Raw genomic sequence first — 23,365 nt, 5'->3', positions numbered from 1 at the left:
CTGTGGGCACACGCACCGGATGTCCCCTACGGCACGGTTACGGCAAGTCCATGAGATACTCGACGGACAATTGAACAGCCACCGAACCGCGGCGGGAGAGTCCCGCACACAGCGGGCGCCGAAGGAGCAACCTCCCCGGGAATCTCTCAGGCCCCCCAGACCGCCACGGCGAGGCTCCTCTGGAAAGCAACTCTTCCGGGTTCACCGAAGGTGTAAGCGGCTCCGTCCGCGAAAGCTCTCAGGTCCGATGACAGAGCGGGGAACGACAACACCCGCTGGTGCTCGTTTCGTGCACCCTGGACCCGAGGTAGACGTGTGACCGTTTCCCTGGGCGCGCCCCTGCGCGCCGATCATGCGCTGCTCGAGCAGCGCCCCGAAGTTGCACCGACCGAGTCGCGTGGCCCTGTTCTCCCTCCCCCCCCCGCCCCGAAGTCGCCGCCGCGTACGAACCGGCGACTCGGGATCGCCGCGATCGTGCTGTCCGCGACCGCGATGGGCGCCGCAGGATTGTTCGGCCGCAAGGCCACTCCCGAAGGCGCGGTGCTCGGTGAAGCACTGACGCTCGGGCGGATGGCGGTCGGAGCGATCGGCATGCTCGTCCTGATCGCGCTGCCCCGCCGCCTCGGACAGTTGCGCCGGCCCCGCCTGTCCTGGTCGGTCGTCGGTGGCGGTGTGCTCCTCGGACTGTCCCTCGCGACCTATCTGTCCGCCACGGTGTTGACCGACCTGTCCCGTGCCGTGGTTCTCCATTACCTCGGCCCCGTCGTCGCGACGGCCCTCGCCCGGGTGTTCCTGAAGGAGAGGGTCGGTCGCCTCGACGCCCTGTCGATCGGCACGGCGTTCGCCGGCATGTTGCTCGCCGCCGGCCTGGTGGGCGGTGAATCGTCCGGGGGCGAGCACGAGACGCTGGGTACCGTGCTGGGCGCCGCCTCGGGAGTCTTCTACGGCGGGGCCCTGCTGTGCTACCGCTATCGCACCGACATGCCGTCCGACGTCCGGTCCCTGTGGAACTTCGTCTTCGGCGCCGTCGCGGCAGGTGGGATGGTCGCGGTGACCCGACCCGACATGTCGGGGATGACCGCGACGCACTGGTTGTGGGCCGGTGGATTCTTCGTCGTCTGCGGTCTGTTCGCGCTGGGGCTGCTCGTCGTCGCAGGCAAGCACCTCCGCGCTGCAGAACTGTCCGGCCTGTCCTACCTCGAAGTCGTGGTCGCGCTGACGATCGGCATGGTCACCTTCGGAGAGTCCGTGACCGTGCTCGCCGCCGCGGGCGCCGGTCTCATCGTGGTGGCGATGGCACTGCCGATGCTCGGCCGCCGATGACGAGTGGGAGGGCGCGCCGGTCGGCGCGCCCTCCCACTCGTCATCGGTTTCCGTTACTGCTGTTGCGGCGGCTCGGCCGGCTGCTCGGATGCGTCGTTCGTCATCCAGCGCTGCGCCGGCGGCGTTGCGGGCAACGCCGACTGTACTTCACCGGCACCCCTCTGCGTCCCCTCCGTGGCGAGACCCGTCCGCACTGCGGGGTCGACCGGCTTTCGCGCGACCGCCTCGGCTTCGGCGACGGCCTGGGCCACCTCGGGATCGCGCTTGGTCGCGAACCAATCCTCGACCTCGGCACTGTCGTCCTCGGGCCGTTGCAGTTCCTCGTCGACAGGACTCGGCTCGAAGCGGAAGACGCCGTCCTCGCCGGGCGCGCCGAGCGTCCGCGCGAATCCTTCGAGCGCCTTGCCGAAGTCGCTCGGCACCACCCACATCTTGTTCGCATCGCCCTGGGCCATCTGCGGCAGGGTCTGCAGGTACTGGTAGGCGAGCAGCTCCGGAGTGGGCTTGCCGGCCTTGATCGCGGCGAAGACCTTCTCGATGGACTTCGCCTCGCCCTGGGCCTCGAGGTAGCGCGCCGCGCGATCACCCTGCGCGCGCAGGATCCGCGACTGCCGGTCGGCCTCGGCTTCGAGGATTGCGGCCTGCTTCGCACCCTCGGCGGAGAGGATGCGCGACTGCTTGTCGCCCTCGGCGGTCTTGATCGCGGATTCACGGTGACCCTCGGCCGTGAGGATCATCGCGCGCTTCTCGCGGTCGGCCTTCATCTGCTTCTCCATCGATTCCTGGATCGACGGCGGCGGATCGATGCTCTTGAGTTCGACCCGGGCGACACGCAGGCCCCATCGGCCGGTCGCTTCGTCGAGCACACCGCGGAGCTGACCGTTGATGGAGTCGCGGGAGGTGAGCGTCTCCTCGAGGGTCATTCCGCCGACGACGTTGCGGAGCGTGGTGACGGTGAGCTGCTCGACCGCGGCGATGTAGTTGCTGATCTCGTAGACCGCCGCCTGCGGGTTCGTCACCTGGAAGTACACGACCGTGTCGATGCTCAGCGTCAGGTTGTCCTGGGTGATGACCGGCTGCGGCGGGAACGAGACGACACGTTCGCGTAGATCGACCTTCGCGCGGATGCGGTCGACGAAGGGCACCAGGAAGGTGAGCTGACCCGACGCCGTCCGGTAGTACCGGCCGAGACGTTCGATGACCGCGGCCTCCGCTTGCGGTACCAGCGATACCGATTTGGCCACGACCACCACGACCAGTGCCACCACTACGGCGAGCACGATCAGAGCTTCCATCCTCAGACACCCCTCCACACGACGGCAGTCGCGCCGTCTATCTGCATCACTGTCACTGTCGTTCCCGGCCCGTACACCTCGGTGGCGTCCAGCGGCCTGGCGGTCCACACCTCACCGTCGATCTTCACGCGCCCGGAATGCTCCCCCACCTGCTCGAGGACCAACGCGTGCTTGCCCGGGAGAGCGTCGATCCCGGTGGGCAGAGCGGGCGGCTGGGAGTACCGGCGCCTCAGCATCGGCCGGACACCGAGCAGCAGAACCAGCGAGGTCACGGCGAAAATCACCGCGTCGATCCAGACGGGCAGATCGGTCACCGCGGAGACACCGCCGGTGACGAGCGCTGCACCGCCGAGCATCAGCAGCGCGAAATCGCCCGTGAGCGCTTCGCCGGCCGCCAACGCCACTCCGGCGATCAACCAAATCAATGCGGCCACGATCACCATCGAACCACAAATCGGACATCCTGGCAGATGCCCTGGTGGAGGAAGCGGTCTTGGCCCTTCGTCCTCGAGGCTGCTTTCCGCAGGGAAGATCTCAGGTCGGTAATTCTATATTCTTCGGCTTTCCGTCCCGACCGGAATTTCACCCCGGCTTCATAAGTGGAGGCAGCCGAAACACATCCTTTTGCCGTTGGGAAATCGGTGATACCGTCCCCGAACTACCGGCATCACCCCCGCGCGTTCACTCCTCGTGGGAGCTCGATCAGCTCGTCAGGCGGTTCCACGCGGCCATCGACGACATCGAGGACCCGTACGAGCGCGCCGTCGAATGGATCGTCGAAGCGGTCCGCACCGTTCGCTACCACCCGGTCGCACGACGATTCGTCGACAACGAAGCCGCCCTCCCCCTCCACCGACAGCTGATGTCCGCATCCGTTCCCCAGGCTTCGCACCCGAGGAGTCCGGCAATGGAAGTCACTCCCGCACAGCGCGTTCGCGCAAACATCGAGGACGATGTACCCGTCGCCGACCGCACCTTCGTCCGGTCGCCGGCAGACCGCCGCATCCGGCCGATGTTCCTGTTCCGGGCGCTGTCGCTCCAGGACACCCACCCCACCGTCATGGTTGCGCTCGGTCAGCCCTCGTCGGGTTCGGTGACGAAGTCGACGAGGCGCTCCACGGCGCCGATGAGGTGCGATTCGAGATCGCGGAAGGAGTTCACGGCGTTGTAGACGCGCCGCCAGCCGTCCTGCGGCGTGCCCCAGCCGAGTTCACGGCAGACGCCGGTCTTCCAGTCCTGTCCGCGCGGAATGGAGGGCCAGGCGTCGATGCCCACGGCCTTCGGTTTCACGGCCTGCCACACGTCGATGTAGGGATGGCCGGTGACCATCACGTGCGGACCTAGATTCGCGGTGAGATGCTCCTCCTTGGACCCGGTGACGAGGTGGTCGGCGAGCACACCGACGCGTCGGCCCGAGCCGGGTTCGAACTCGGCCAGCCTGGCGCCGAGATTGTCGAGGCCCTCGAGTTGTTCGACGACCACGCCTTCGACCCGCAGGTCGTGCCCCCACACCCGTTCGACGAGGGCGGCGTCGTGCACGCCCTCCACCCAGATCCGGCTTCCCCGCGCCACGCGTGCGCGCAAACCCTCCACCCGGGTGGATCCCGAGGCGGATCTCGTCGGTGCGGAGGCGGGACGGATCTTCGGTTTGACGAGGGTGACGGGTGCTCCGTCGACCAGGAAGGCCGCGGGGCGCATCGCGAACAGACGGGTGCGTCCCTGCGCGTCCTCGAGCCGCACGAAGTCGCCGTCGTGGGTCTTCTCGATTCCCACGATCGCGCCGCACCAGCCGGATGCGGCGTCCTCGACGACGACGCCGCGCTCCGCTGCGAGTTCGGGAACGGCCTTCTTCTTGGTGCGGGCGTGACCGGCGTAGATGTCGCCGCCGTAGATATCGCGTGGGCTCACGCCAGTCCACCCTAGGACATTGCGCGGGACCGCTCGCGCTGCCACGCCGGACCGCCGTGCGCGGTCGCCGTATGCTTTCGGGGTGAGTTCTCCGAGCCTGACGCTGACCGTGTGGGCGGGGTCGTGGCTGTCCGGTCACGCCTCCCCCGACGATGTGATCGATGCGCTGCACGAGTGGGCGCCGATGCATCTCGTGGGTGCCCACGATGCGGCGACGGCCTCCGCGGCGGATCTGCCCGACAAGGGTGTCGCCGACGGTGCCGCCCTGCTGCTCACCCTGATCCGCCGCGTCGATTCCGCCGCCGGCGCCGGTCTGCATCTCGTCCTTCCCGCCCCGGGCGACGTCCGCGCGTTGCCTGCCGGTACGGCGTTCGCCTCCGCGGCGCTGGCTGCCGGTGAAGGCGTCGTCGTGGGAGCGCCCGGAACCCCGGGGCTGGGTCTGGTACCCGTGATCGAGGGTCCGGACGTCCTACGGTGGAACGTCTTCACGCTGCCGGCGGTACCCGAGATCGCGGTCGACGGTGGTCTCGGTGCGGCCGAGTTCGCGATCCGCGAGGCGGTTCGTGATGCCGCCTCCGCGTTGAGCGGAATCCCGACGGTGGGCACCGACGGGCGCCGCACCGATCCGCGGACGGAGATCGCCGAGAAGGTCGCCGAACTCGCGCGGCACCGCTATCCCCCGTCACTGCCCGCACGTGCCGTGCGCGTCCTCGACACCGCAGACCAGGTCGCGGCGATCCTCACCGTGGCCGGTCGCGGAGGGGGTCTGCGGGCCGGTTCGGTGTCCGCCGCCACCGGCCGCGAGGGCGCGCTGCAGCCGCTGTGGGCCGCGGTCCGCGAGGCCCGCACCGGTGCGGTCGCGGCGGCTCTGCGGGCCGAGCACCATCACTGACCGCGGCCCACAGTGCGCGTCAACTCCAGTGCGCGTCAACTCCAGTGCGCGTCAACTCCAGTGCGCGTCGACTCCAGTGCGCGTCAACTCCGTTGCGCGGTGACCAACAGGTACTCCCAATTCATCGCTCCCCCACCGAGATCGTGACGTTGGGCGAGTTCGAGCAGGTCGAGATCGAGAGCCGCGACCCGATCGTGGTCGTCCGCGATGTTGCGGTACACCGCGATGGTGGGGCCGTAGGCGGACTTGAAGAACTCGCGGAAGTCCTCCCCGGTCGCGAAGCGTTCGACGCGCAGGTTCTCGGTGCGTGCCTGCAGGTCGGTGACACGGTCGCCGATCAGCTCGCGCACGTGCACCTCGTCGCCCCACAGCGGCGGCGGCTGTGCACCCGGCGGGGGCGGTGGCGCATACGGTTTCATCGTCGCGAACATCTGCCCGATGAAGCCGGTGGGGGTCCAGCTCAGTAGCCCGATACGTCCGCCCGGGCGGGTCACCCGGAGCAGTTCGTCGGCCGCGGCCCGGTGGTGGGGCGCGAACATCACTCCCACGCAAGAGATCACGGCATCGAAGCTCGCATCGTCGAACGGGAGCGCTTCGGCATCGGCTTCCTGCCAGTCGAGCGTCGCACCTGCCGCTTCGGCGTCACGGCGGCCGACCTCGAACAGTTCCGGGGTCAGGTCGGTCGCGAGCACCGTCGCACCGGTGAGCGCGGCGGGGATCGACGCATTGCCCGATCCGGCGGCGATGTCCAGGACACGGTCGCCCGGACCGATTCCGGTCGCGGCCACGAGAGCGGGGCCGAGTTCGGCGATGACCTCGGTCGCCACCGCTGGATAGTTGCCGAGTGCCCACATCGCCCGGTGCTTGGCCTTCAGGGCGAGATCGGCGTCGTGTGTCGTGGAGATGTCGGTCATCAGAGGATTCCTCCTGTCGAGGGACCCGGCTTCGGCACCGTCTCGGAAGCGGCCCGGGTCACGAATCGACTGTAGGAACGCGGACGCGGTGTCCTCCAGTACACAATCTGTACTGCACCGCCGCTCATCCGTGCTGGTCGCGGCGGTCGGACCGGCCTACGATCCGATCATGGGCCCGCCCTACCACCAGTTCTGTCCCGTCGCCAAGGCGATGGAGTTGTTCGACGAGAGGTGGACGCTGCTCGTGGTGCGCGAACTCGTGCTCGGCAGCGAACGGTTCAACGACCTCCGACGCGGCCTGCCCCGCATGTCGCCGACGCTGTTGTCGAAGCGGATGCACCAGCTCACAGCGGCGGGCATCGTGCAGCGCCTCGAGGACGGAAACGACGTCCGATACGTGCTCACCCCGGCGGGACGCGATCTCGAGACCGTCGTCGACGCACTCGGTGCGTGGGGCACGCGGTGGACCGGGAAACTCGGCGAGGTCGACCTCGATCCGCGACTGCTGATGTGGGACATGCACCGGCACGTCGACCATGCGGCCCTGCCGGAATCCCGGGTGGTCGTGGAGTTCGTCTTCCCGACGGTCACTCACGCGTCGCGCCGGTGGTGGATGGTCATCACGCCGCACGACGTCGACGTGTGCGACGAGGACCCGGGATTCGAGGTCTCGATCCGGGTGACGACGGGACTGCGGGAGCTGACCGAGATCTGGCGTGGCGAAGCGACCTGGCCGGACGCGTTGCGCTCGGGCGCCGTAGTCGTCGACGGTCCGAGCGCCCTGCGCCGATCGCTGCCCCGCTGGTTCGACTCCCCTCTGGCCTCACCGGCCGGGCACTCCGCCCGGTGAGGCTCGGAGGCATCTATCCGTTCGCGGCGGGCCGGGACGGGCGTTTCGGCGGCTCACAGCACCCGACGGCGCACAGGCTCCCGTTGCACGCGGACCCGAGCAGCGGTTCGGTGCCGCAGCGACGGGCGGTGACCCCCTCCCGCTGTTCCTCGACGAGCTCGCGGACGAGTTGCGCGAAGCGCGGGTCGGTTCCGGCCGTCGCCGCACGAGAGAAGCCCATGCCCAGCTCAGCGGCCCGATCGCGAGCCTCGGTATCGAGATCCCACACGACCTCGAGATGATCGGAGACGAACCCGACCGGCACGACCACGACGGCTCGGACTCCCCGTTCGTGCAGCGCATCGATGTGGTCGACGATGTCGGGTTCGAGCCACGGCACCTGCGGCGGACCGGACCGCGACTGCCACACCAGGTCGTAGTCGCCCTCGCCGAGCGCCTCGGCCACCAACCGCGCCGCTTCGGCGACCTGCCGGCTGTAGAGACGGCCGCCCTCCTCCGGCGGACCACCGGTCGCGTCGAAGGAGGTCGGAACGGAGTGCGCGGTGAACACCACGCGCGCGGAATCGCGCACGTCGTCGGCGAGTTCGACGCGGGCCGCGCGCACGGCGTCGGTGACGGCATCGAGGAACAGCGGGTGGTCGTAGAAGTGCCGCAGCTTCGTCAGCTGCGGGGCGTCCTCGACGGCGTCCCGCGCCCGCGCGATGTCCTCGTGGTACTGCCGGCAACCCGAGTAGCCGCCCCAGGCGGAGGTCGCGAACACCAGGGCGTTACGGATCCCTTCGTCGCGCATCCGCGCGACGGTGTCCTCGACCATGGGATGCCAGTTGCGGTTGCCGAAATAGATCGGCAGATCGATACCGTGCACGTCGAACTCGGCGCGGACGGCGTCGATGATCGCCCGGTTCAAGGCGTTGATCGGCGAGACACCCCCGAAGTGCAGATAGTGCTGCGCGACCTCGTCGAGTCGTTCCGGCGGGATCCCTCGTCCGCGGGTGACGTTCTCGAGGAACGGCCGCACGTCGTCGGGTCCTTCCGGTCCGCCGAACGACAGCAGCATCAGCGCGTCGTACGCCCCGGGGGTGTTCGTCATGGGAGTGCCTTCCGTCGTACGGTCAGCTGCCGAAGCCGACCTGGGAGTGGAAACCACCGTCGACGTAGACGATGGATCCCGTTGTCCCGGGTAGCCAGTCGGACAGCACCGCACACACGGTCTTCGCCACGGGCGTCGGATCGTCGACGTCCCAGCCGATCGGGGACGCCGCCGACCACCCCTCGTTCAGACGGTTCATCTCCGCGCCCGGGCCGGTCGCGTCGCCCGCGATGGCCTTGGCCGCGAGCGTCTTGATCGGGCCGGCGGCGACGAGGTTCGAACGGATACCGCGCGGGCCGACTTCCTTGGCCACGTAGCGGTTCACCGACTCGAGCGTCGCCTTGGAGACACCCATCCAGTTGTAGAACGGCACGGCCCGGGACGGGTCGAAGTCCATTCCGACGATCGAACCGCCCTCGTTCATGACGGGTAGGACGGCCTTGGCGAGCGCGCCGTAGGAGTAGGCCGACACCTCGAGCGCCACCGCGACGTCCGTCCAGGGCGCGTCGAGGAACGGGCTGCCCAGGCAGGACCGGGGTGCGAAACCGATGGAGTGGACGACACCGTCGATCCCCTCCGGTGCGAGTTCGCGGATCTTGTCGGCGAGACCGTCGAGATCCTCCTGGTTCTGCACGTCGAGGCAGATCGCCGGCGGCACCGGCTGCGGGAGACGCTGCGCGATCCGGTCGATCAACCGGAGTCGCTCGAAGCCGGTGATGATCACCTTCGCGCCCTGTTCCTGCGCGGCCTTCGCGGTGTGAAAGGCGATCGAGGCATCGGTGATGATGCCGGTGACGAGAATGGTCTTGCCCTCGAGCAGTCCGCCCATGAGTGTGTCGGTCCTCCAGTGAGATTCGGATGTGGTCGCGAGACCGTCAGTGGCCCATGCCCATGCCGCCGTCGACCGGGATCACGGCGCCGGAGACGTAGGCGGAGTCGTCGGAGGCCAGGAAGCTGACGACGGCTGCGACGTCCTCGGGCTTGCCGAGTCGCTGCAGCGGGATGAACTTCTTCGCCGTGTCGCGCAGGTCGTCTGACAGATCCGCAGTCATGTCGGTCTCGATGAAACCGGGAGCGACGACGTTGGCCGTGATCGATCGCGAACCGAGTTCGCGGGTGACCGAACGGGCGAGCCCGATGACACCGGCCTTCGAGGACGCGTAGTTGATCTGACCGGCCTGACCGGCGAGGCCGACCACGGAGCCGAGGAAGATCATGCGGCCCCAACGGGCACGGAGCATCGCACGGTTGGCGCGCTTGGCGCACCGGAAGGCGCCGGTGAGGTTCGCGTCGATCACCGAGCTGAACTGGTCCTCGGTCATGCGCATCAGCAGGGTGTCGTCGGTGATGCCCGCATTCGCGACGAGCACCTCGACGGGACCCTGATGCTCCTCGACCTCCTTGAACGCGGCGTCGACCGAGTCGGTGTCGGTGACGTCGCACCGCACACCGAACAGGTCGTCGGGCGCGCCCGAACCGCGGTGGGTCACGGCGACCCTGTGGCCGTCCGCCTGCAGGCGACGGGCGACGGCGAGGCCGATCCCGCGGTTTCCACCGGTGACGAGGACGGATCGGGGGGTGGCACCCGCGCGCGTGGACGCTGCGGCACTATCTGCGTCAGTCATGCATTCCAACCTATCTGGTGGCCTGGCCGGGACGGAAAACGCTCCGTGAGCGTGCACAAGGTGGATCAGGGCAGCCGCTGGCGCAACACCATCGCCGCGCCGAGCCCCGCGATCACCGAGAGCGCTCCGAGCATGAGCCACGGACGGCTGGCGTCGCCGCGGGTCGTCTCGAAGCCGATCTGCTCCTCGAGCGTGTTGTAGGCGTCCTCGAGTTCTTCGAGGCTTGCCGCCGTGAAGAAGCTCCCGCCCGAGAGATTCGCGATCTCCTTGAGCGACGGATCGTCGACGGGCACGGGGATCCGATCATCCTCGATGGTGACGGTGCCCGTCTGGGTGCCGAACGAGATGGTCGAGACGGGGATTCCCTTCTCCGCCGCCTGCCGCGCCGCGGTGAAGCCCCCGCGGGGATCGTCGGGACTCTCGGGGACGGTCTGTTTGCCGTCGGACAGCAGCACGATCCGCGCGGGCGGCGCCTGGTCGCTGCCGCCGAGCACGGCGGCGAGCGTGTCGATCGACTGCATCGCCGTGAAGATCGCCTCGCCGGTCGCAGTGCGCTCGCTGAGCTGCAGGTTGTCGATCGCGGACTTGCTCGCCTCCCGGTTGGTGGTCGGCGAGACCAGGACCGAGGCGGTACCCGAGAACGCGACGAGACCGAGGTTGATGCCGGGCGTCAGGTCGTCGGCGAACTGCTTGGCCGCCTCCTGTGCGGCGGCGAGTCGTGTGGGCGCGACGTCCGTGGCCTCCATCGACAACGACACGTCGATGACAAGCACGACCGTGGCCCGGTTGCGCGGCACCCGCTGTTCGGCGGTCGGGCCGGCGAGCGCCACGGTGAGGAAGACGAGCCCGACGAGCAACAGTGCGACGGGAATGTGCCGAGCACGTCCCGGGCGGGCGGGCGCGACCTTCTCGAGCAGCTCGAGATTGGTGAAGCGCAGCGTGTTCGTCTGGCGCCGGCGCTGGACCAGCACGTATGCGCCGCCGAGGGCGGCGACGACGAACAACAGCAGCAGCCACCACGGTGAAGTGAAACCGGACAGGCTCATCGTCCCCCCTGCCGTGCGGGTGCGCCGAAGCTGTGCCGCCGGGCCGCGACGAATCGGACGACATCGCCGATCCAGTCACGGTCGGTGCGCAACGTCAGCACCGGTGCACCTGAACTGCGCAGCGCCTGGTGCACGGCCGCGCGATGCTCGACGGCGGCCTGCGCATAGTCGGCCCGCAGTTCGGGAGTAGTCGTGAATTCACGGGTGCGGCCCGTTTCCGGGTCGTGCAGCACCACGTCGCCCAGATCGGGCAGTTCGAGGTCGCGGCGATCGACGATCTCGACAGCGAGCAGTTCGTGCCGGCCGGACAGTGCCCGCAGGGAGCGCTCCCAGTCGAGAGGGCCGAGGAAATCGCTCACCACGACCGCCAGACCGCGGCGGCGCTGGGGACGTCGCAGCGACTCGACGAGCCCCCGGAGATCACCGCGGGTCCCGTCGGGTGCGTGCGGGGTTGTCGCGACGGTACGCAACAACGATTGGGCGTGCAGCCGCCCACCACGCGCGGGGACGCGGGCCGTCTCGTTGCCGGTGGAGATCACCGCGCCGATCCGATTCCCGCTGCCGGTGGTCAGATGCGCGAGCGCGGCCACCGCTGCGATCGCCAGGTCGCGCTTCTCACACATGCCGGTACCGAAGTCCAGGCTGGCCGAGAGGTCGACCGCGAGCCACGTCTCGAGTTCCCGGTCGGCGACGGTCTGCCGCACGTGCGGGTGCGTCGTGCGCGCGGTGACCGACCAGTCCATCTGCCGCACGTCGTCACCCGGCTGGTACTCGCGGGCGTCCCCCGGCTCGGAACCGGGGCCCGGGATCAGACCGAGATGGTCGCCGTGCAGGACGCCGTCGAGACGGCGCCGCACGGTGAGCTCGAGGGTGCGGAGCGCGGCGGTGAGCGCGGGATCGCGCAATTCACCGGTCCGGAACCGCGGTGGCGACCCGTCGTGAGGACGTGTGCTCACCGCGCGCCCGCACCTCCCTGCGGATCAGGTGCACCGATGGGCGCCTGCTGACCGGCAGCGGCCCGCGGATCGGCAGGGGCCGGGCCGGGGGTCGCGGTCGGCACGGGTGCGTTCGCCTGGGGCGCGACCTGCGGAAGACCCACGGTCTGCAGGATTCGGGTGATGATCTGGTCCGGGGAGACGTCGTCCGCGAGCGCGTCGTAGGACAGCACCAGGCGGTGGCGGAGCACATCGGGGATGACGTCGACGATGTCCTGCGGCACCACGTAGTCGCGACCGCGCACGAGCGCCAGGGCACGCGCCGAGGAGATGATGCCGAGCGTCGCGCGGGGCGAGGCGCCGTAGGCGATCCAGCCCTGCACGTCGTGCAGGCCGAGCTCGGCGGGCCGACGCGTCGCGAAGATGACCCTCACCACGTAGTCGACGAGCGCGTGGTGCACGAACACACGGCCGGCGATCTTCTGCAGGCGCAGGAGCTGCTCGTTGTCGAGCACCTGCTTCGGCTCGGGAGCGGCGACACCCATCCGGTAGACGATCTCGCGTTCCTCCTCCACCGACGGATAGTCGACGAGGACCTTGAACAGGAAACGGTCGCGCTGCGCTTCCGGCAGCGGATAAACGCCCTCGTTCTCGATGGGGTTCTGCGTCGCCATCACGAGGAACGGCTCGGGCATCGGGAAGGTCTTGCCACCGATCGTGACGTGGCGTTCGGCCATCACCTCGAGCAGCGCCGACTGCACCTTCGCCGGGGCGCGGTTGATCTCGTCGGCGAGCACGAAATTCGCAACGACCGGTCCGAGTTCTGTGTCGAACTCCTCGCGTCCCTGCCGGTAGATGCGGGTACCGACGAGGTCCGTCGGCACGAGGTCGGGAGTGAACTGCACGCGGGAGAACGACCCACCGACGACCTTCGCGAAGGTCTCGACGGCCAGCGTCTTCGCGACACCGGGAACGCCTTCGAGCAGCACGTGCCCGCGCGCGAGCACACCGACCAGCATCCGCTCGACCAGCAGGTCCTGGCCGACGATCACGCGCTTGACCTCGTAGATGGCCCGTTCGAGGAGACGGACGTCGTCGGCGGGGTCGTACGCCTTCGCAGGAGCGTCGCCGGGTTTCCGCATGTTCGCGCCGGACACCTGCGGAGCCGGACCGTTCGCACCGGCCGCCTTCGGCGCCGGCGCGGCACCCGCCGCAGCCTGGTTGTTCTTGCGTCCGTCGTTACCGCCCTGGTCGCCCGGCGTCGCCGAACCGGACGTCCCACCCTCGCGTGAGGTCACCAACAATCCACCGCTTTCGCCTACGTCGCTCCGCTGGAAACACCTGCTGCACCACTATTGCAGGTGACGGCTCGGTGTGTCGTCGCCCCTGCACCGACCGGGAGACGGCACCCGGAAACGACCGGATGGCACCCGCCCTCGGTGGTACGAGGGCCGCGGCAAACCTCGCCCTCACGACACCATGCGCACCACGTACGGTGTCATGCCGCCCCAGCGTACCGGCGAGATCTTCACGAACGATCCCGACTGCGGCGCCTCGAGCATCTGCCCGTCGCCGAGATACAGCGCGACGTGCTGGCTGGCGTTGGGCCCGTAGAAGATCATGTCGCCCCGTCTCATCTGCGACGACGGAACCTGGGTACCGGCCGTGTACTGGTAGCCGGTGTAGTGCGGGAGCGAGATGCCGATGCCCGCGAACGCGTAGATCATCAGTCCGGAGCAGTCGAAGCCGACCTTGGCGTAGTCGCCGTGGACATCGGCGACGCCGCCGTCGCGGATACCGCGGGTCGGGCCGTTCTCGTTGCCACCGCCCCACGCGTACGGGACGCCGATCTGGGACATCGCACGGTCGATGACGATCTCCACCGCAGCGGGACCGGTGACGGACGGACGCGACGGGATCCCGGGCGTCGAATTCGGTGTGGAGGGGCGGGAACCCGATCCCCCGGTCCCCGATCCGGGGGTCTCCACGACGGGGTCGCCCGGATCCGGGTTCTCCCAGTCGATCCCACCGTCGTCGCCGCTGTCCTCGTCTTCGTCCTCGTCGGGGATCGTGCCGCTGTCGGTGCCATCCGGGACGGATCCATCGTCGGTACCGTCTGGGACGGTTCCACCGTCGGTACCGTCTGGGACGGTTCCACCGTCGGTACCGTCTGGGACCGTGGCGTCGTCGGTGTAGTCCGGTGCAGCCGTGTCGGTGCCACTCGTATCGGTGCCACTCGTATCGGTGTCACTGCCCTCCGGCGCTCCGGATTCGGTGGTGACCTCACCCGGTGAGGCGACGTCGCTCTCGCCGGTCGACGGAGACTCCTCGATCAGCGTGTGGGGGCGACGGCCGTTGGCGAGTTCCGCCGCACGTTCCCGGGCTGCGGCGTCGGCGGCGACACGCTCGGCTGCCGCGGCTGCCGCGACCCGTGCCTCCTCGGCGGCCGCCGCGGCAGCTGCTTCCTCGGCTGCGCGGCGACGATCCCAGTCCTGGTACTGCGCGCGTTGCCCTTCCAGGCCCGCAACGTTCACGCGGGCCCGGTCGAGTTCGCTCTGCGCGTTCGCACGTTCCTGCTCGATGCGCGACTTCTCCGCGGCCTGCCGACCGAGTTCCGCTCGCGCGACGGCAATCGCGGCCTCGGCCTCGGCCCTGCGCTGCTCGGCGGCTTCCGCCGCCGCGTCGGCCTCGAGCTTGGCCGCGCGTGCCCGCGAGTGGGAGTTGGCCTCCTGGGCCCGGGCGCGCTGGAGCGCATCGAGCACCGCGGCGCGCCCGGCGGATAGCAACCGCATGACCTGGGCGCGGTCGAGCAGATCGTCGGGACCGTCGACGTCGAGGAAGGCCGCGAGGGAGACCGAGTTGGCGCCACGGGTGTAGCTGTCGCGGACGAACGCGTCGAAGTTCTTCTGGGCAGCGAAGATCCGGTCGGCGGCGTCGTCGAGTGCGCGGCGGGAATCCACGACCACCCGTTCGGCGAGATCCGCTGCGTCGCGCGCGCTCTGGAGATCGACGAGGGCGCGGTTGACGTCCTCGCGGCGGATGGCGACCTGCGCGTCGAGCTCGGCGAGCTGCTGATCCGCGCCGGCGATCCGGACGATCAGCTGCCCGACCCGGTCGATGTTGGCCGCGACGGCCGCACCAGCGCGGTCGATCTCGGCGTCCGAAGGGTTCGGCGGCGGGGGCGGTGCGGCGGACGCCGTCGTGGTCACGGTAAGGAGCACGGCTGTGACCAACCCCAAACCGGCGAGGAGCGTGCCGGCGCGCGTCCGCGGGGTGCGACCGGGCGTCGGACCGTCGGGTCGACGGCCTGCAGTGAGCGTCGTGGCGGTGCCGTCCGGCCCCGACCGTCGCGGAATCCCTCCGTGGATACCGAACCGTCTCACTTGCATCTCCCTCGGTCGCACCTGGTGGCCGAGACATCCGGCCGGACGACCCGAGGAAGGCAGGCAGCATCCGCTCGCCGTGGGTGCCCCACGGCTCACACGCTGCAGTCGTACACCGGCTGCGGACAGCGTCCCCACGAGCCGGGTTGTGACACACCTTCCCCAAGAGCGTCATGAAAACCGTACGACACCTCAGGGGTATGTCGCATGACAGTCACGAAGATCGGCCGGAAGAACTCCGAAAGAACACGGTGCGGACACCGAGGAACACCGTGAGGACACCGAACGATCTTCCCTGCCGGATTCCGTCACGGTCGGGGCGAGGACAACCCGGAGACGATCTCCGCGGTGACGGAAAGAGACCTCAGACGTCCTTGGCCGATGACGATCCGTTACCTCCGGCAACGGTCGCGTCACCGTCCGCGCGGCGGCGTTTGGCGAGCCAGGTCGCGCCGGCCGCAAGGGCGACCACTGCGACGATCAGCAGCGTCATCAGCGTCCAGGGCGGTGACGGCTCGAGCACCGAGTCGACGAAGTTGCGTGTGGAGACCACCGGATCGCCGGTGTAGGTGCGATCCTGGGCGGCCTCGAGAGTGACGCGGTCGAGATCCTCGCTGAATGTCCCGACCCATCCCGGACTGAGGACCAGCACCGTTCCGCCGTCCTCGGCGCCGACCTCCGTCGCGAGGTCGCGCAGCTGCGAATCCATACGGGGGTCCCGGTCGAGCACGACCACGCTGAGGTCGATCCCGTTCTCCTGCGCGCGCTGCACCTCGGCGACGAGGTCGTCGACGTACTGCGAGGGCGCCGCCACCTGGTCGTCGGCGAGATCGGCGAGCACTTTTTCGACCGAGACCCCGGCGGGAAGATCCGTGAGCGCAGGGCCCGGTATACGAAGCAGTGGCGCAGACATCTCTCTCCGGTGGTGCTGGGGCAGAAGCCGGGCGATACGGCGATCCGGCCGTGCGGAGACGACACGAAGAGCCACACCCGTGGGCAAGGCAGAACATTACGCGATCGCGCGACGGCGGCTCGAAGCACTCGTCGCGAGCAGGACCGATGCCGGCGGGACGCTTCGTCGACACGACGGACCCGACTTCGGTTCAATACAGGACAAGCGTACTGTTAGAATCGAGGGCGAGACGCCACGACTACTGCATCCGGGCCACGGGCCGCGGGCGGACGTCGTGTGCCTCGCTTCAGCCGTCGACACAGCCCCGTCGGCGGCCAGCCGAAACGACGAGTGGAGCTGACGTGAGCACCAGTAGTGATTCGTTCGGCGCCAAGGGTTCGCTGCAGGTCGGAGACAACTCCTACGAGATCTTCCGCCTGTCGGCCGTCCCCGGCACCGAGAAACTTCCTTACTCTTTGAAGGTCCTGGCCGAGAACCTGCTGCGCACCGAGGACGGTGCCAACATCACGACCGATCACATCCGGGCCATCGCCAACTGGGATCCCTCCGCCGACCCGAGCATCGAGATCCAGTTCACGCCCGCACGCGTGATCATGCAGGACTTCACGGGCGTCCCCTGTGTCGTCGACCTCGCCACCATGCGTGAGGCCGTGACCACCCTGGGCGGCGACCCGAACAAGGTCAACCCCCTCTCCCCCGCCGACATGGTCATCGATCACTCGGTGATCCTCGACTACTTCGGTCGCGCCGACGCCCTCGAGCGCAACGTCGACCTCGAGTACGAGCGCAACGGCGAGCGCTACCAGTTCCTGCGCTGGGGCCAGGGCGCCTTCGACGACTTCCGCGTCGTCCCCCCGGGCATGGGCATCGTCCACCAGGTCAACATCGAGTACCTCGCCCCGACCGTCATGGTCCGCAACGGGCAGGCCTACCCCGACACCTGCGTCGGCACCGACTCGCACACGACGATGGTCAACGGCCTCGGCGTGCTCGGCTGGGGCGTCGGCGGCATCGAGGCCGAGGCCGCGATGCTCGGCCAGCCGGTCTCCATGCTCATCCCGCGCGTGGTCGGCTTCAAGCTCACCGGTGAGATCCAGCCCGGCGTGACCGCGACCGACGTCGTGCTCACCGTCACCGACATGCTGCGCAAGCACGGCGTCGTCGGCAAGTTCGTCGAGTTCTACGGCGCCGGCGTGGCCGAGGTCCCCCTCGCCAACCGCGCGACCCTCGGCAACATGAGCCCCGAGTTCGGTTCGACCGCAGCGATCTTCCCGATCGACGGAGAGACCATCAACTACCTGCGCCTGACCGGCCGCAGCGACGAGCAGCTCGCTCTCGTCGAGGCGTACGCCAAGGAGCAGGGCCTGTGGCACGACCCGAACCGCGAGCCCGAGTTCTCCGAGTACCTCGAGCTCGACCTGTCGACGGTCGTCCCGTCGATCGCCGGCCCGAAGCGCCCGCAGGACCGCATCCTGCTGTCCGAGTCGAAGGTCGCCTTCCGCAAGGACATCCACAATTACGTGGAGGAGAACCTCCCGGCCGAGCACACCAAGCTCGACGAGGCCGTCGAGGAGACCTTCCCGGCGTCCGACCCGGCCGTGCTGTCCTTCGCGGACGACGGTGCCGTCGACGTCCACTCGGCCGCCAACGGTGCCCACGGACGTCCGTCGAAGCCGGTCAAGGTCGTCTCGGAGGAGCGCGGCGAGTTCGTCCTCGACCACGGCGCCGTCGTGGTGGCGGGCATCACCTCCTGCACCAACACCTCCAACCCGTCGGTCATGCTCGGCGCCGCGCTGCTCGCCCGCAACGCCGTCGAGAAGGGCCTGTCCACCAAGCCGTGGGTCAAGACCAACATGGCTCCGGGTTCGCAGGTCGTCAACGACTACTACGAGAAGGCCGGCCTGTGGCCGTACCTCGAGAAGCTCGGCTTCTACCTCGGTGGCTTCGGTTGCACCACGTGCATCGGTAACACCGGGCCGCTGCCCGAGGAGATCTCGAAGGCCGTCAACGACAACGACCTCTCGGTCACCGCGGTGCTCTCCGGCAACCGCAACTTCGAGGGTCGTATCTCCCCCGACGTGAAGATGAACTACCTGGCCTCGCCGCCGCTGGTCATCGCGTACGCGCTCGCGGGCACGATGGACTTCGACTTCGAGACCGACGCGCTGGGCAAGGACAAGGACGGCAACGACGTCTTCCTGAAGGACATCTGGCCTTCCGCCCAGGAGATCGACGACACCATCAAGTCGGCGATCAACCAGGACATGTTCCGCAAGTCCTACGCCGACGTCTTCAAGGGCGACGAGCGCTGGCAGAACCTCGAGACCCCCGAGGGCGACACCTTCGCGTGGGACGAGGACTCGACGTACGTCCGCAAGGCTCCGTACTTCGAGGGCATGACGATGGAGCCGGACGCGGTCAGCGACATCAAGGGCGCTCGCGTCCTCGCGCTGCTCGGCGATTCGGTCACCACCGACCACATCAGCCCGGCCGGTCCGATCAAGCCGGGTACCCCGGCCGCGCAGTACCTCGACGCCCACGGTGTCGAGCGCAAGGACTACAACTCGCTCGGTTCGCGTCGTGGCAACCACGAGGTCATGGTCCGCGGCACCTTCGCGAACATCCGTCTGCAGAACCAGCTGCTCGACGGGGTCTCCGGTGGTTACACCCGCGACTTCACCCAGGACGGTGCTCCGCAGGCGTTCATCTACGACGCCTCGCAGAACTACCAGAAGGCCGGCATCCCGCTGGTCGTCCTCGGTGGCAAGGAGTACGGTTCCGGCTCCTCGCGTGACTGGGCCGCCAAGGGCACCCGCCTGCTCGGCGTCAAGGCCGTCATCACCGAGTCCTTCGAGCGCATCCACCGCTCGAACCTCATCGGCATGGGCGTCATCCCGCTGCAGTTCCCGGCGGGCGAGTCGGCCGCGTCGCTGGGCCTGACCGGCACCGAGGTCTTCGACATCGAGGGCATCGAGAAGCTCAACGAGGGCGTCACGCCGAAGACCGTCAAGGTCACGGCGACCAAGGACAACGGCGAGAAGGTCACCTTCGACGCTGTCGTCCGCATCGACACCCCCGGTGAGGCGGACTACTACCGCAACGGCGGCATCCTGCAGTACGTGCTGCGGAACATGATCCGCGGCTGAGAGCAGTGCTCGTGACCCGATCGGTCACATCCGTGTGAAGCGGCGGGCCCGGGACGAGACTCGTCTCGGGCCCGCCGTCTCCATCGAGCCGAAAGGAAGTGGCGCGTGCCCAAGGTCAGTGAGGACCATCTCGCCGCGCGGCGCAGGCAGATCCTCGACGGTGCCCGTCGCTGCTTCGCCGAATACGGTTACGACGGCGCGACCGTGCGACTGCTCGAAGATGCCACGGGTCTGTCCCGTGGCGCGATCTTCCACCATTTCAAGGACAAGGACGGACTGTTCCTCGCCCTCGCCCAGGAGGATGCGAGACGGATGGCCGACGTCGCGGCCAACGAGGGTCTCGTGCAGGTCATGCGCGACATGCTGTCCTCCCCCGACCAGTTCGACTGGCTCGGGACGCGGCTCGAGATCACGCGCCGTCTCCGCACCGACCCCGAGTTCGCGAGGGCGTGGACGCAGCATTCGGCCGAACTCACCGAGGCCACCGTCGGACGCCTCGAACGGCAGCGGGAAGCGGGCCGGCTGCGCGACGACGTGCCGACGGAAGTCGTCCTGGGTTATCTAGACCTCGTGCTCGACGGACTCGTCGCCCGCCTCGCTTCTGGGCACACCGAACAGGACCTCGTCGCGGTTCTGGACCTCGTCGAGGAATCCGTGCGCCGGCGCGACTGATGCGCCGGATCCGTTCCTCACGCCTTCTCGTCGCTCGCTGCCGCCCGACGACGGTTCGGGCCGCCGCGGCCCCGCAGCCGCACCTGCGACTCCACGAGAACGTTGTGCACGAAACCGTAGGATCGACCGGTTTCCTGCGCGAGCCTCCGAATGCTCGCGCCTTCCTCGTAGCGGCGCTTCAGATCCTCCTGCAAGCGGTCCCGCGATTCCCCTGTAACTCGGGCTCCCTTCGCGTAGGTCGTCTCTCCACCACCGGAATTTCGCGCCATCGGATCCTCCCTGCGCCCTCGCCAAAGGTCCCTTTCCCAGGCTAGAGGACTGTCAGGTTGCGCGGACGCAGATCGGACCAGCGGGAGCGGATCGGGGGACGGATCCGACCGGAGGCCCGATCAGGCGAGCTGGATGAGCTCGAGGTATTCCTGGGACCAGTGGTCCTCGGTTCCGTCGGGAAGCAGGATCACACGTTCCGGGTCGAGGGCCTCGGCCGCACCCGGATCGTGGGTGACCAGCACGACGGCACCCTCATAGCTGCGCAGGGCGTCGAGCACCTGCTCGCGCGAGACGGGATCGAGGTTGTTGGTCGGCTCGTCGAGGAGCAGCACGTTCGCCGCGGACGAGACGAGCCCCGCCAGGGCGAGTCGCGTCTTCTCACCGCCGGAGAGCGTTCCGGCCGGCTGCTCGAGCTGCGGACCGGTGAACATGAACGCGCCGAGCAGTCCCCGCAGGTCCTGTTCGCCGGCGTCGGGAGCGGCGTGCCGGATGTTCTCCCATACCGTCGCCGAGTCGTCGATGGTGTCGTGCTCCTGCGCGAAGTAGCCGACCTTCAGGCCGTGACCCGGCACGAGTTCGCCGAGATCCGGCTGCTCCACACCGGCGAGCAGCCGCAGCAGCGTCGTCTTGCCGGCACCGTTGAGGCCGAGGACGACGACGCGGCTGCCCCGGTCGATCGCGAGGTCGACGCCGGTGAAGATCTCCAGGGAGCCGTAGACCTTGGTCAGCTCCTTGGCCATCAGCGGGGTCTTGCCGCACGCGGCCGGTGTGGGGAACCGGATCTTGGCCACCTTGTCGGCGACGCGCACGTCGTCGAGGTCGGCGAGCAGCTTCTCGGCGCGCTTGGCCATGTTCTGGGCGGCAGTGGCCTTGGTGGCCTTCGCTCCGAGCTTCGCGGCCTGCTTCTGCAGGGCGGACGCCTTCTTCTCGGCGTTCGCACGCTCGCGCCGGCGCCGCGCCTCGTCGGTGGCGCGTGCGTCGAGGTACTTCTTCCAGCCCATGTTGTAGACGTCGGCCTCGCCGCGCACCGCGTCGAGGAACCACACCTTGTTCACCACGTCGGCGAGCAGGTCGACGTCGTGGCTGATGACGATGAGCCCACCGTCGTGGTTCTGCAGGAAGCCGCGCAGCCAGGTGATCGAGTCGGCGTCCAGGTGGTTGGTCGGCTCGTCGAGCAGCAGCGTGGTGTCGGACTTCCCGCCGGAGCCGTCCGAGGCTGCGAACAGGATGCGGGCGAGTTCGACACGGCGGCGCTGACCACCCGACAGCGTGTGGAGGGGTTGGCCGAGGACCCGGTCGGGCAGGCCGAGGCTGTGGCAGATGCTCGCGGCCTCGGATTCGGCGACGTATCCGCCGAGCGTCGCGAAACGCTCTTCGAGCGAACCGTACTTGCGCACGGCACGGTCGCGGATCTTCTCGTCGACGGCCTCCGCCATGAGCGCCTGCTGCTTCTCCATGCTGCGGAGGATCTCGTCGAGACCTCGCGCCGAGAGCACCCGGTCCTTGGCGAGGACGTCGAGATTGCCCTCCTTGGGATCCTGCGGCAGGTAACCGATGTCTCCGGAGCGGATCACGGCGCCGGCGTAGGGTTCGCCTTCACCCGCGAGGATCCGCAGGGTCGTGGTCTTGCCGGCACCGTTACGTCCCACGAGGCCGATCCGGTCCCCGGCCTGCACCCGCAGCCCCGAGCCGGGGGCGGTGAGCAGCGTCCGCACGCCGGCGCGGACTTCGAGGTCGGTAGCGGTGATCACGCACGGGCTCCTAGAACGAAGGACGATGGATGGGTGCCATGGTGGCAAACAGCCGGGCACACGAACCACCCATTTTACAGTGACAGCATCTCTCTCCCACGGTGAGATGCACTACCCCTCGCCACGCGCGGTCGGGTTCTCCCCGTGCGCAACCTAGGCTGGCGCCCGTGACCCACCTTCCCTCCACCGACCTCGTCGTGGCCGGACTCGGCCCCGCCGGCCGTGCATTGGCGTTCCGTGCCGCCGCGGCCGGGTTGTCGGTGACGGCCGTCGACGTGCGTCCACAGCGTCGGTGGACCGCGACCTACGCGGCGTGGGCCGACGAACTGCCCGCCTGGCTGCCCGACGAGGTGGTGGCAGCACGCATCGACAGGCCCGCGGCGTGGACGACCGAGCCCCGGATCGTCGATCGTGCCTACCGGGTGCTGGACACGGCGTGCCTGCAGGACTTCCTCGCCCTCGACGCCGTCACGGTGGTCACGGGTCGGGTACGCGACGTCGATGCGGACGGCGTGGTCCTCGGCAACGGACGCCGGGTGACTGCCCGCTACGTCGTCGATGCCCGCGGGGGTCCGGCCGAACCGGAACGTGCCCAGCAGACGGCATTCGGGCTGATCGTCGACGATACGACCGCAGCTCCGGCACTCGACGGCCACGACGCCTGGTTCATGGACTGGCGCCGCGACAACGGCACGGGCCCCGACGACGTGCCGTCCTTCCTGTATGCGGTGCCGGTCGGCGACGGACGCACGATCCTCGAGGAGACCTGCCTCGTCGGTCGCCCGGCGCTCGGTCTCGGCGAACTCGAACGGCGCCTGCACATCCGCCTCGCGGCGCGAGGCGTGCGCACGATCGGCGACGAGCAGGTCGAACGGGTGCGCTTCGCCGTCGAGAGCGCACCGACGGCACCCGGGGTGATCGGCTTCGGCGCTCGCGGTGGTCTCATGCATCCGGCCACGGGATACGCGGTGGCCACCGCCCTGTCCACCGCGGATGCGGTGATCGACGCGGTGCGCCTCGGCGAGGACCCCCAGCGCGTCCTGTGGCCGGTGCGCGCCCGCTCGGTGGCGACCCTGCGGCAGATGGGACTGCGGGTCCTGCTGCGACTCGACGCACGCGGAGCGATCGAGTTCTTCGACGCGTTCTTCGCTTTGCCGGTCGAGCAGCAGCGCGCCTACCTGTCCGGTCGCGACGACGCGACTGGCGTGGCGGCCACGATGTGGCGGCTGTTCCGGGTGCTGCCGACGGGTGCGCGCGGAACCATTCTGCGTTCGCTCCGCTGATCCGCCGGGTGCGGCGTGTGGCGAAGGGCTCGGCGAACCGCCCGGTGAGTTTCGCAGCTTTCCAGCGTG

Annotated in this window: 20 protein-coding genes and 1 riboswitch; of the genes, 6 read left to right on the top strand and 14 right to left on the bottom strand. The window is 68.9% G+C overall.

Annotated elements, in window-relative coordinates; genetic code table 11:
- The first annotated feature begins 82 nt into the window (after positions 1–82).
- Positions 83–173: riboswitch (glycine riboswitch) on the top strand.
- Positions 174–315: 142 nt separating this feature from the next.
- The gene (locus IM25_RS16765; protein WP_065996179.1) at positions 316–1,323 is read left to right on the top strand and encodes a DMT family transporter; all 1,008 of its coding nucleotides are present in this window, start codon (positions 316–318) and stop codon (positions 1,321–1,323) included.
- A gap of 53 nt (positions 1,324–1,376) precedes the next feature.
- Here the strand turns inward: IM25_RS16765 and IM25_RS16760 are convergent, their stop codons facing one another.
- The 3 genes from IM25_RS16760 to IM25_RS16745 all read right to left on the bottom strand — a co-directional run bounded on the left by IM25_RS16760 (position 1,377) and on the right by IM25_RS16745 (position 4,526).
- Positions 1,377–2,618: an SPFH domain-containing protein gene (locus IM25_RS16760; protein WP_006551527.1), complete on the bottom strand. Its 1,242-nt coding sequence runs from the start codon at positions 2,616–2,618 to the stop codon at positions 1,377–1,379.
- A gap of 2 nt (positions 2,619–2,620) precedes the next feature.
- Complete coding sequence (locus tag IM25_RS16755) at positions 2,621–3,061, bottom strand: NfeD family protein (protein ID WP_033096636.1); 441 nt, start codon at positions 3,059–3,061, stop codon at positions 2,621–2,623.
- Positions 3,062–3,692: 631 nt separating this feature from the next.
- Positions 3,693–4,526: a DUF3097 domain-containing protein gene (locus tag IM25_RS16745; RefSeq protein WP_006551524.1), complete on the bottom strand. Its 834-nt coding sequence runs from the start codon at positions 4,524–4,526 to the stop codon at positions 3,693–3,695.
- 82 nt (positions 4,527–4,608) lie between these two features.
- Between IM25_RS16745 and IM25_RS16740 the strand changes: the two genes are divergently transcribed.
- The gene (locus IM25_RS16740; protein WP_033096634.1) at positions 4,609–5,418 is read left to right on the top strand and encodes a hypothetical protein; all 810 of its coding nucleotides are present in this window, start codon (positions 4,609–4,611) and stop codon (positions 5,416–5,418) included.
- 83 nt (positions 5,419–5,501) lie between these two features.
- Here the strand turns inward: IM25_RS16740 and IM25_RS16735 are convergent, their stop codons facing one another.
- Complete coding sequence (locus IM25_RS16735) at positions 5,502–6,332, bottom strand: class I SAM-dependent methyltransferase (RefSeq protein WP_019289307.1); 831 nt, start codon at positions 6,330–6,332, stop codon at positions 5,502–5,504.
- 169 nt (positions 6,333–6,501) lie between these two features.
- Here IM25_RS16735 and IM25_RS16730 point away from each other — a divergent pair, with 169 nt between their 5' ends.
- Complete coding sequence (locus tag IM25_RS16730; RefSeq protein WP_024100829.1) at positions 6,502–7,182, top strand: winged helix-turn-helix transcriptional regulator; 681 nt, start codon at positions 6,502–6,504, stop codon at positions 7,180–7,182.
- Positions 7,183–7,195: 13 nt separating this feature from the next.
- Here the strand turns inward: IM25_RS16730 and IM25_RS16725 are convergent, their stop codons facing one another.
- The 8 genes from IM25_RS16725 to IM25_RS16690 form a co-directional block, all read right to left on the bottom strand.
- Positions 7,196–8,272 (bottom strand): ferrochelatase, encoded by a 1,077-nt coding sequence (locus IM25_RS16725; protein WP_006551520.1) that lies wholly within the window; start codon positions 8,270–8,272, stop codon positions 7,196–7,198.
- A gap of 22 nt (positions 8,273–8,294) precedes the next feature.
- Positions 8,295–9,101 carry an NADH-dependent enoyl-ACP reductase InhA gene (inhA, locus tag IM25_RS16720; protein ID WP_006551519.1) on the bottom strand — a complete coding sequence of 269 codons (807 nt, stop codon included), beginning with the start codon at positions 9,099–9,101 and terminating at the stop codon, positions 8,295–8,297.
- Positions 9,102–9,147: 46 nt separating this feature from the next.
- The gene (gene fabG1, locus IM25_RS16715; RefSeq protein ID WP_006551518.1) at positions 9,148–9,897 is read right to left on the bottom strand and encodes a 3-oxoacyl-ACP reductase FabG1; all 750 of its coding nucleotides are present in this window, start codon (positions 9,895–9,897) and stop codon (positions 9,148–9,150) included.
- A gap of 65 nt (positions 9,898–9,962) precedes the next feature.
- The gene (locus tag IM25_RS16710) at positions 9,963–10,943 is read right to left on the bottom strand and encodes a VWA domain-containing protein (RefSeq protein WP_006551517.1); all 981 of its coding nucleotides are present in this window, start codon (positions 10,941–10,943) and stop codon (positions 9,963–9,965) included.
- Positions 10,940–11,899 (bottom strand): DUF58 domain-containing protein, encoded by a 960-nt coding sequence (locus IM25_RS16705; RefSeq protein ID WP_033096633.1) that lies wholly within the window; start codon positions 11,897–11,899, stop codon positions 10,940–10,942. Before IM25_RS16705 ends, IM25_RS16710 begins: the two co-directional genes overlap by 4 nt.
- Positions 11,896–13,176 carry an AAA family ATPase gene (locus IM25_RS16700; protein WP_033096632.1) on the bottom strand — a complete coding sequence of 427 codons (1,281 nt, stop codon included), beginning with the start codon at positions 13,174–13,176 and terminating at the stop codon, positions 11,896–11,898. Before IM25_RS16700 ends, IM25_RS16705 begins: the two co-directional genes overlap by 4 nt.
- Before the next feature lie 171 nt (positions 13,177–13,347).
- On the bottom strand, positions 13,348–15,267 hold the full coding sequence (locus IM25_RS16695; RefSeq protein ID WP_232333340.1) for an NlpC/P60 family protein: 1,920 nt from the start codon (positions 15,265–15,267) through the stop codon (positions 13,348–13,350).
- 358 nt (positions 15,268–15,625) lie between these two features.
- Complete coding sequence (locus IM25_RS16690; RefSeq protein WP_024100824.1) at positions 15,626–16,174, bottom strand: Rv1476 family membrane protein; 549 nt, start codon at positions 16,172–16,174, stop codon at positions 15,626–15,628.
- Positions 16,175–16,515: 341 nt separating this feature from the next.
- Between IM25_RS16690 and acnA the strand changes: the two genes are divergently transcribed.
- Together acnA and IM25_RS16680 are read left to right on the top strand one after the other, a co-directional pair.
- Positions 16,516–19,320: an aconitate hydratase AcnA gene (acnA, locus tag IM25_RS16685; protein ID WP_033096630.1), complete on the top strand. Its 2,805-nt coding sequence runs from the start codon at positions 16,516–16,518 to the stop codon at positions 19,318–19,320.
- 105 nt (positions 19,321–19,425) lie between these two features.
- Positions 19,426–19,992: a TetR/AcrR family transcriptional regulator gene (locus IM25_RS16680; protein ID WP_006551512.1), complete on the top strand. Its 567-nt coding sequence runs from the start codon at positions 19,426–19,428 to the stop codon at positions 19,990–19,992.
- A gap of 17 nt (positions 19,993–20,009) precedes the next feature.
- Here IM25_RS16680 and IM25_RS16675 read toward each other — a convergent pair whose 3' ends face one another.
- Positions 20,010–20,261, bottom strand: a complete 252-nt coding sequence (locus IM25_RS16675) for a helix-turn-helix domain-containing protein (RefSeq protein WP_026061044.1) — start codon at positions 20,259–20,261, stop codon at positions 20,010–20,012.
- A gap of 120 nt (positions 20,262–20,381) precedes the next feature.
- Positions 20,382–22,013, bottom strand: a complete 1,632-nt coding sequence (locus IM25_RS16670; protein WP_033096629.1) for an ABC-F family ATP-binding cassette domain-containing protein — start codon at positions 22,011–22,013, stop codon at positions 20,382–20,384.
- 167 nt (positions 22,014–22,180) lie between these two features.
- Here IM25_RS16670 and IM25_RS16665 point away from each other — a divergent pair, with 167 nt between their 5' ends.
- On the top strand, positions 22,181–23,296 hold the full coding sequence (locus IM25_RS16665) for a lycopene cyclase family protein (protein ID WP_065996178.1): 1,116 nt from the start codon (positions 22,181–22,183) through the stop codon (positions 23,294–23,296).
- The last annotated feature ends 69 nt before the right edge of the window (positions 23,297–23,365 follow it).

The sequence above is a fragment of the Rhodococcus sp. p52 genome (assembly GCF_000763325.2).
Taxonomy (GTDB): domain Bacteria; phylum Actinomycetota; class Actinomycetes; order Mycobacteriales; family Mycobacteriaceae; genus Rhodococcus; species Rhodococcus pyridinivorans.
This window is presented reverse-complemented; position numbering and strand designations above follow the sequence as displayed.

Bases quoted from the DNA above. Each gene is read 5' to 3' on its own strand.
- inhA (WP_006551519.1), bottom strand. From the start codon at position 9,101: ATGGGCGGACTGCTCGAGGGCAAGACCATTCTCGTCACCGGCATCATC.
- IM25_RS16735 (WP_019289307.1), bottom strand. From the start codon at position 6,332: ATGACCGACATCTCCACGACACACGACGCCGATCTCGCCCTGAAGGCC.
- IM25_RS16760 (WP_006551527.1), bottom strand. From the start codon at position 2,618: ATGGAAGCTCTGATCGTGCTCGCCGTAGTGGTGGCACTGGTCGTGGTG.
- IM25_RS16725 (WP_006551520.1), bottom strand. From the start codon at position 8,272: ATGACGAACACCCCCGGGGCGTACGACGCGCTGATGCTGCTGTCGTTC.
- IM25_RS16730 (WP_024100829.1), top strand. From the start codon at position 6,502: ATGGGCCCGCCCTACCACCAGTTCTGTCCCGTCGCCAAGGCGATGGAG.
- fabG1 (WP_006551518.1), bottom strand. From the start codon at position 9,897: ATGACTGACGCAGATAGTGCCGCAGCGTCCACGCGCGCGGGTGCCACC.
- IM25_RS16675 (WP_026061044.1), bottom strand. From the start codon at position 20,261: ATGGCGCGAAATTCCGGTGGTGGAGAGACGACCTACGCGAAGGGAGCC.
- IM25_RS16695 (WP_232333340.1), bottom strand. From the start codon at position 15,267: ATGCAAGTGAGACGGTTCGGTATCCACGGAGGGATTCCGCGACGGTCG.
- IM25_RS16710 (WP_006551517.1), bottom strand. From the start codon at position 10,943: ATGAGCCTGTCCGGTTTCACTTCACCGTGGTGGCTGCTGCTGTTGTTC.
- IM25_RS16690 (WP_024100824.1), bottom strand. From the start codon at position 16,174: ATGTCTGCGCCACTGCTTCGTATACCGGGCCCTGCGCTCACGGATCTT.
- IM25_RS16755 (WP_033096636.1), bottom strand. From the start codon at position 3,061: ATGGTGATCGTGGCCGCATTGATTTGGTTGATCGCCGGAGTGGCGTTG.